This window comes from Arenimonas sp. (assembly GCF_022842045.1).
Taxonomy (GTDB): Bacteria; Pseudomonadota; Gammaproteobacteria; order Xanthomonadales; family Xanthomonadaceae; genus Arenimonas.
Genome location: NZ_JALHQI010000040.1, coordinates 19,802 through 27,339, shown reverse-complemented (window position 1 = coordinate 27,339; position 7,538 = coordinate 19,802). Strand labels below are relative to the sequence as shown.

Annotated in this window: 6 protein-coding genes; 5 read left to right on the top strand and 1 reads right to left on the bottom strand. The window is 71.2% G+C overall.

Annotated features, from left to right (window positions below; translation table 11 throughout):
- Nucleotides 1-157: 157 nt before the first annotated feature.
- From accD to Q0C12_RS09665, 3 genes are all read left to right on the top strand, one after another.
- The gene (gene accD, locus Q0C12_RS09675; RefSeq protein WP_290889557.1) at nt 158-1,054 is read left to right on the top strand and encodes an acetyl-CoA carboxylase, carboxyltransferase subunit beta; all 897 of its coding nucleotides are present in this window, start codon (nt 158-160) and stop codon (nt 1,052-1,054) included.
- Nucleotides 1,055-1,059: 5 nt separating this feature from the next.
- The gene (glmM, locus tag Q0C12_RS09670) at nt 1,060-2,403 is read left to right on the top strand and encodes a phosphoglucosamine mutase (RefSeq protein WP_290889554.1); all 1,344 of its coding nucleotides are present in this window, start codon (nt 1,060-1,062) and stop codon (nt 2,401-2,403) included.
- 70 nt (nt 2,404-2,473) lie between these two features.
- Nucleotides 2,474-3,412 (top strand): 2-oxoglutarate and iron-dependent oxygenase domain-containing protein, encoded by a 939-nt coding sequence (locus tag Q0C12_RS09665; protein WP_290889551.1) that lies wholly within the window; start codon nt 2,474-2,476, stop codon nt 3,410-3,412.
- A 172-nt stretch (nt 3,413-3,584) separates the two neighbouring features.
- Here Q0C12_RS09665 and Q0C12_RS09660 read toward each other — a convergent pair whose 3' ends face one another.
- Complete coding sequence (locus Q0C12_RS09660; protein WP_290889548.1) at nt 3,585-4,391, bottom strand: SDR family oxidoreductase; 807 nt, start codon at nt 4,389-4,391, stop codon at nt 3,585-3,587.
- 109 nt (nt 4,392-4,500) lie between these two features.
- Between Q0C12_RS09660 and Q0C12_RS09655 the strand changes: the two genes are divergently transcribed.
- Nucleotides 4,501-5,169 carry a methylamine utilization protein gene (locus tag Q0C12_RS09655; RefSeq protein ID WP_290889545.1) on the top strand — a complete coding sequence of 223 codons (669 nt, stop codon included), beginning with the start codon at nt 4,501-4,503 and terminating at the stop codon, nt 5,167-5,169.
- Nucleotides 5,166-7,508 (top strand): EAL domain-containing protein, encoded by a 2,343-nt coding sequence (locus Q0C12_RS09650; RefSeq protein ID WP_290889560.1) that lies wholly within the window; start codon nt 5,166-5,168, stop codon nt 7,506-7,508. The genes Q0C12_RS09655 and Q0C12_RS09650 overlap by 4 nt, the downstream gene beginning before the upstream one ends.
- Nucleotides 7,509-7,538 lie beyond the last annotated feature (30 nt).

The window sequence follows — 7,538 nt, the reverse complement described above, 5'->3', positions numbered from 1 at the left end:
CGCCGCCTCGCCCGAGGACGCCGCGGGCCGCGCCGGTGCCTTCCTGGCCCCGCTGCGCGCGGCCCTGGACGCCCACGCCTGAGCGCGGGCGGGCGGGGGCCTTCCGGCCGGGGCCATTCGGGCTAAACTTCCCGACCCGAACAAGACCGGTGGCTGAATGAGCTGGCTGACCAAACTGATGCCGTCCCGCATCCGCACCGAGGGCGCCGGCAAGCGTGGCGTCCCCGAGGGCCTGTGGGAGAAGTGCGACCGCTGCGGCGCGGCCCTGTATGGCCCCGAGCTGGAAAAGAACCTGCGGGTCTGCCCCAAGTGCAGCCACCACATGGCCATCGGTGCCCGCGAGCGCCTGGTGGCGTTCCTGGACGACGACAGCGGCGAGGAGATCGGCGCTGCGCTCGGCCCGGTGGACGCGCTGCACTTCAAGGACCAGAAGAAGTACGCCGACCGCATCAAGGCCGCGCAGAAGGCCACGGGCGAGCGCGACGCGCTGGTCGCGGTGCAGGGCAAGCTCAAGGGCCACGACATCTGCGTGGCCGCGTTCGAGTTCAAGTACATGGGCGGCTCGATGGGCTCGGTGGTCGGCGAGAAGTTCACCCTCGCCGCCGAGCGCGCGCTGGCCGTTGGCTGCCCGCTGGTGTGCTTCTCGGCCACCGGCGGCGCGCGCATGCAGGAAGGCCTGTTCTCGCTGATGCAGATGGCCAAGACCTCGGCCGCGCTGGGCCGCCTGCGCGCCGCGGGCCTGCCGTTCGTGTCGGTGCTCACGCACCCGACCACCGGCGGCGTCTCGGCCTCGCTGGGCATGCTGGGCGACATCAACGTCGGCGAGCCGCAGGCCCTGATCGGCTTCGCCGGCCCGCGCGTGATCGAGCAGACCGTGCGCGAGACCCTGCCCGAGGGCTTCCAGCGCTCCGAGTTCCTGGTCGAGCACGGCGCGGTGGACCTGATCATCGACCGCCGCCAGATGCGTGAAAAGCTTTCCGCCCTGCTGGCGCTGATGATGCGCCAGCCGATGCCGGCGTCCGACGCGGCGGCCAGCGCCAACGGCGCGGCCTGACCCGGATGGCGGACCGCAAGTACTTCGGCACCGACGGCATCCGCGGTCGGGTCGGCGAGTGGCCGGTCTCGGCCGATTTCATGCTGCGCCTGGGCGCGGCCGCCGGCCGGGTGCTGGTGGGCGAGGGCCGGGACAGCGCGACCGTGGTCATCGGCAAGGACACCCGCATCTCCGGCTACATGTTCGAAGCGGCGCTGGAGGCCGGCCTGGTGGCCGCGGGCGCCGACGTGCGCATGCTGGGCCCGATGCCGACCCCGGCCGTCGCCTACCTCACGCGCTCGCTGCGCGCCGATGCCGGCATCGTCATCAGCGCCTCGCACAATCCGCACCACGACAACGGCATCAAGTTCTTCTCGGCCCAGGGCGAGAAGCTCGGCGATGCGCTCGAGGCGGCGATCGAGGCCGAGCTGGACAAGCCCTTCGCCACGGTGGAGTCCGGGCGGCTGGGCAAGGCCTCGCGCGTCACCGACGCAATGGCGCGCTACGCCGAATTCTGCAAGTCCACCGTGCCCGACGACTTCGTCCTGTCGGGCATGCGCGTGGTGCTCGACTGTGCCCACGGCGCCACTTACCAGGTCGCCCCGCGCGTGTTCTCCGAACTCGGCGCGGTGGTGGAGTGCATCGGCAACGCGCCCGACGGCCTGAACATCAACGACGGCGTCGGCTCGACCCACCCGGGCGCGCTGATGGCGCGGGTGCGCGAATCCGGCGCCGACCTCGGCATCGCCTTCGACGGCGACGGCGACCGCGTGCTGATGGTGGACGGGCAGGGCCAGCTGGTGGACGGCGACGGCCTGATCTGGCTGCTGGCGCGCGACTGGCACGCCAGCGGCCGCTTGCGCGGCCCGGTGGTCGGCACGCTGATGACCAATTACGCCATGGAGCTTTCGCTGGGCGAGCAGGGCATCGGCTTCCTGCGCGCCAAGGTCGGCGACCGCTTCGTGCACCAGGCGCTCGTCGAGCGCGAGGGCGTGCTGGGTGGCGAGGCCTCGGGCCACATCCTGTGCCTTGATCGTGCCAGCACCGGCGACGCCATCGTCAGCGCGCTGCAGGTGATCGAAGTGCTGCGCCGCCGCGGCAAGTCGCTGCAGCAGGCCCTGGCCGGCTACCAGCCGCTGCCGCAGCAGACGGTCAACGTCCGGGTCGCCCCGGGCGTGAAGCCGCTCGACAGCGCCGCCGTGCAGGCCGCCCGCGCCGAGGCCGAGGCGGCCCTGGCCGGCCGCGGACGCCTGGTGCTGCGCCCGTCCGGCACCGAGCCGGTGGTGCGCGTCACCGTCGAGGCCGACGACGACGGCCTGATGCGGCAGGTGCTCGACCGCCTGGCCGAGGTCGTGCGCGCCGCCACTTGAGCCGCGTCAAGGCCCGGCTCACGCCGCCGGGCCTAGAATCCATCCCACGCCACTTTCCGGAATCCCGCCCGTGACCGCCAGCATCCCCACCCTCGACATCCAGCGCTTCGACACCGACCGCGACGCCTTCGTCGCCGAGCTCGGCGCCGCCTACCGCGAGTGGGGCTTCGCGGGCATCCGCAACCACGGCATCCCGCAGGCGCAGATCGACCGCGCCTACGACGTGTTCCAGCGCTTCTTCGCGCTGCCCGAGGACACCAAGAAGCAGTACCACGTGCCCGGCGGCGGCGGTGCCCGCGGCTACACGCCGTTCGGCATCGAGACCGCGAAGGGCGCCAAGCACTTCGACCTCAAGGAGTTCTGGCACGTGGGCCGCGAGATCCCGCGCGACTCGAAATACGCCGACGTGATGCCGCCGAACCTGTGGCCGGCGGAGATCCCCGAGTTCAAGGAAGTGGCCTACGGCCTGTACACGGCGCTCGACCGGCTCGGCTCGCGCGTGCTGTCGGCGCTGGCCCTGCACATCAACCTGCCGGCGGATTTCTTCGCCGACAAGACCCAGTTCGGAAACTCGATCCTGCGCCCGATCCACTACCCGCCGATCACCGCCGACGACATCCCGAACGTGCGCGCCGGCGCCCACGAGGACATCAACTTCATCACCCTGTTGGTCGGCGCCAGCGCCGCGGGCCTGGAAGTGAAGTCGCGCAAGGGCGAATGGGTGCCGTTCACCGCCGACGCCGACACCATCGTGGTCAACATCGGCGACATGCTGCAGCGCCTGAGCAACCACGTGTACCCGTCCACCACCCATCGCGTGGTCAACCCGCCGGGCGAGGCCGCGCGCAAGCCGCGCTACTCGACGCCTTACTTCCTGCACCCGAACCCGGACTTCCTGATCAAGACCCTGCCGGGCTGCGTCGACGCCAACAACCCCGACCGCTACCCGACCCCGATCACCGCGCACGAATACCTGCTCGAGCGCCTGCGCGAGATCAAGCTGGTCTGATGGGTTCCGGCCGGGGAGCCAGTGAAGAGGAAGGGAAAAGGAAATAGTGAATAGGAGATAGGAGATAGTGAAAAGCAGCGGAATGCCGACCGCTCTTCACTACCTCCTATCTCCTATTCACTTTTTCCTGCTCACCGCTTCCAGCCGCCTATCCGCGGGCTACCACAGCGGGTCAGTCCGCATCCCGGAAGTCCTTGGAGCGCGATGCGATCAGCGCGCTGGCAAGCCGGTCGGGGAGGTATTTCGAGAGGGCGGCCAGCAGCTTGTTGGTGCGGCCGGTGACGATGCGGGGGCGGCCGGCCTCGACGGCGTCGACGGCCAGCTTCGCCACCTGCGCGCTGGTGAGCCAGATGCCTTTCGGAAGCTGGCTGACCTTGTCGCGCATGCCGTTGACGTCATGGAATTCGGTGTAGGTCATGCCCGGGCAGACGGCCGTGACGTGCACGCCGTGCTTCTTCATCTCCAGGTCCAGCGACTCCGAGAAGCGCACCAGCCACAGCTTGGTCGCGCCATAGAGCGTGTGTCCGGCGGTGGCCGGCACCAGGCCGGCCAGCGAGGCCACGTTGAGGATGCGGCCGTGGCCCGCGGCTTCCATGGCCGGCAGGTAGCGATGGGTGAGCTCGGCCACCGAGGTCATCAGCACCTGCAGGAAATCAGCGTGGGTATTCCAGTCGGCCGACAGGTAGCGGCCGGGGACGCCATAGCCGGCGTTGTTGACCAGGGTCGAGATGAACAGGCCGCGTGACTGGGTGTCCGCGAACAGCCGGGCCGGGGTGGCGGGGTCGGCCAGGTCGGCGGCGATGACCACGCAGTCCACCCTGGCCGACAGCTCGGCCGCCAGCGCCTGCAGGCGTTCGGCGCGGCGCGCGACCAGGACCAGGGGCACGCCGCGCGCGGCGTACTCGCGGGCGATGGCGGCGCCGATGCCGCTCGAGGCGCCGGTGACCAGGGCGTGGCCGCGAACCGGGGACTGGATCATGTTTTCGGAACTCCGGGGCAGGCGTTGGGCCTGGTTTCGCGCCATTATCACCAAGTCTGGCCGGTAATCGCGGGCATTCGGCGCGGTTTGCCAGGACTAAGGGGGTCCCATGACGATCAGGCAGCACCTGCCCGCGGCGCTTTGCGCAGCGGCACTTTGCATCGCCGCCAGTCCGGCCGCGCGCGCCGCCGAGCTCGTGCTGACCCTGGGTGATGGCAGCGCGCCGGTCGCCGAAGCCGTCGCCAGCCTGCACGCCGACGCCCGCGAAGCCGCCGGGGCCACGGCCGTCATGGACCAGCGCGACTCCACTTTCGTGCCAGGCGTACTGCCGGTGCAGGTCGGCACCGCGGTCAGCTTCCCGAACTCCGACCAGGTGCAGCACCAGGTCTATTCCTTCTCGACGCCCAAGCCCTTCGAGCTGCCGCTGTACGCGGGCACGCCGCGGGCGCCGATCCTGTTCGACCAGCCCGGCGTGGTGGTGGTGGGCTGCAACATCCACGACTGGATGATCGGCTACATCGTGGTGCTCGACACCCCGCACTTCGGCAAGTCCGGCGCCGACGGCGAGGTGCGGGTCACGGCACCGCCGGGACGCTACACGCTGCGGATCTGGCACGCGCGCCTGGCCGCCCCCGTGGAGCAGCCCGTTGAACTGGGCGCCGGCCGTTCCACCCTGGCAGTGACGCTGGCGCTGGGCCCGCCGCCGCCGGACCGCCGCGGCAGCGACCGCGTGCGCGCCCTGCAGGATCGCCTGCGCAGCCTTCGGCGCGACGACTGATGCGCTGGCGCCTGCAATCGCGGATCGTCGCGCTGCTGATCCTGGTGGTGCTGGCCGCGCAGCTGGCCACCTTCGCGGTGGTGCACGTGGCCACCGGCCGCAGCGTCAGCACCCAGCTCGAAGGGGAGCTCGCGGTTGCCGAGCGCGTCTGGCAACGCTTCTTTGACGCCCGCAGCCGCCAGCTGCTGGAAACGACCCTGGTGTTGGCCGACGATTTCGGCTTCAAGGCCGCCGCGGCCAGCGGCGACGCGGCCACGATGGCGTCGGCGCTCCGCAACCAGGCCGCCCGCATCGGCGCCGATGCCGCCGTGCTGCTGGGTCCCGATGGCGACTGGCGGGCCGGCCTCGAAGGCGCCGACCCGGCCGCGCAGTCGCGGGCGCTGGCGCCGCTGCTGGCGCAGGCCCGCGAAGAAGGTTTCGCGCTGTCGGTGGTGGATGTCGGAAACGGCCTGCAGGTCATGGCCCTGCTGCCTGTGCTGGCGCCCGACCAGATTGGCTGGGTCGCGATCGGCTCGAACTTCGGCGACGACTACGCCGGCGATTTCCGCGGCCTGACCGGCATCCACGCCAGCTTCGCCCGGGAAGAGGGTGGGGCGCTGGTGGTCCACGCGTCCAGCCTGGAACCCACCGCGCGCACCGCGCTCGCCGCCGTGGCGCCCGCCGCGCTGGCGCCGGACCGCCGCATCCGCCCGATGGACCTGGCCGGCGACCGCTATTTCGCCCTTTCCGAGCCGGTGCCGGGCTCGGACTCGGTGCGCGTGGTGCTTCAGGGTTCGCTGGACGAAGCGATGGCGCCCTACGCGACCCTGCAGGACCGCATCCTGCTGCTGTCCGGCCTGTCGGCGTTGATCGCACTGGCCGTCGCCGTCGTGCTGGGCCGCGGCATCAGCCGGCCGGTGGTGCGGCTGGCCGAGGCGGCGCAGCGCATCCAGGCCGGCGACTACAGCCAGCCGATCGAGGCCCGCGGCAGGGACGAGATTTCCGGGCTGGCCAGCGCCCTCGGCCACATGCAGCAGGGCATTGCCGCGCGCGAGGAGCGCATCCTCCACCAGGCCAACCACGACGCCCTGACCGGCCTGCCCAACCGCGCCCGCGCCCGCGACCACCTCGAGCAGGCGCTGGCCATGCCGCGCCCCGACGGCCACGCCTGCGCGGTGCTGATGCTCGACCTGGACCGCTTCAAGGAAATCAACGACACCCTCGGCCACGGCTTCGGCGACCAGGTGCTGCAGGAGGTGGGCAAGCGCCTGCGCCTGGCGGTGCGGCCCGACGACCTGGTGGCGCGCCTGGGCGGCGACGAGTTCATGGTGATCATGCGCGAGGTCGAGCGCGGGCACGCCCCGCGCCGCGCCCGCGCGCTGCTGTCGCAGCTGCGCGAGCCGCTGGACCTGCCCAGCACCCGCATCAACCTCGACTGCAGCATTGGCCTGGTGCTGTCGCCCGACCACGGCGACGACGCCCAGACCCTGCTGCGCCGGGCCGACATTGCGCTCTACGACGCGAAGGAATCGCGCAGCGGCGTGGCCGTCTACCAGCCCGGCCGCGACGAGGTGCACCTGCGCCAGCTGGCGCTGATGGGCGACCTGCGGCAGTCGGTCGCGCGCAGCGAGCTGAGCCTGAAGTTCCAGCCCAAGGTGGACCTGGCCAGCCGCCAGGTGCGGCACGTCGAGGCGCTGCTGCGCTGGCAGCACCCGAGCCTGGGCCAGGTGCCGCCGGACGAGTTCATCCCGCTGGCCGAGCGCTCGGGCTTCGTGCACGAACTCACCCGCTTCGTGCTCGAGGAGGCGCTGCGCCAGAACGCCGCCTGGCGCGCCGACGGCCTGGACCTGGGCGTGGCGGTCAACCTCTCGGCCATGGACCTGATGGACGCCGACCTGCCGGACTTCATCCACGACTGCCAGCGCCGGCACCGGGTGCCGCCGGCGAAGATCATCCTCGAGGTCACCGAGGGCGCGCTGATGCGCGACGTGGACTACGCCGTGCGCATGCTGCACCGGCTGCGCGCGGGCGGCATCCGGCTGTCGATCGACGACTTCGGCACCGGTTATTCCTCGCTGGCCCAGCTCAAGCGCATGCCGGTGGACGAGCTCAAGATCGACAAGAGCTTCGTGATGCAGATGACCGAGGGCAGCGACGACGCCGTGATCGTGCGTTCCACCATCGAGCTGGGCCACAACATGGGCCTGTCGGTGATCGCCGAGGGCGTGGAGAGCGACTCGAGCCTGGCCCTGCTGAAGCAGTACCGCTGCGACATGGTGCAGGGCTACCTGTTCAGCGCGCCGTTGGCGGGTGCCGAACTGTACGCCTGGTGCCAGCGCTTCGCCGGGGCCGAGGCTTGAGCCCGGGGCAGGGCTGTGGTCTGGTAGGCG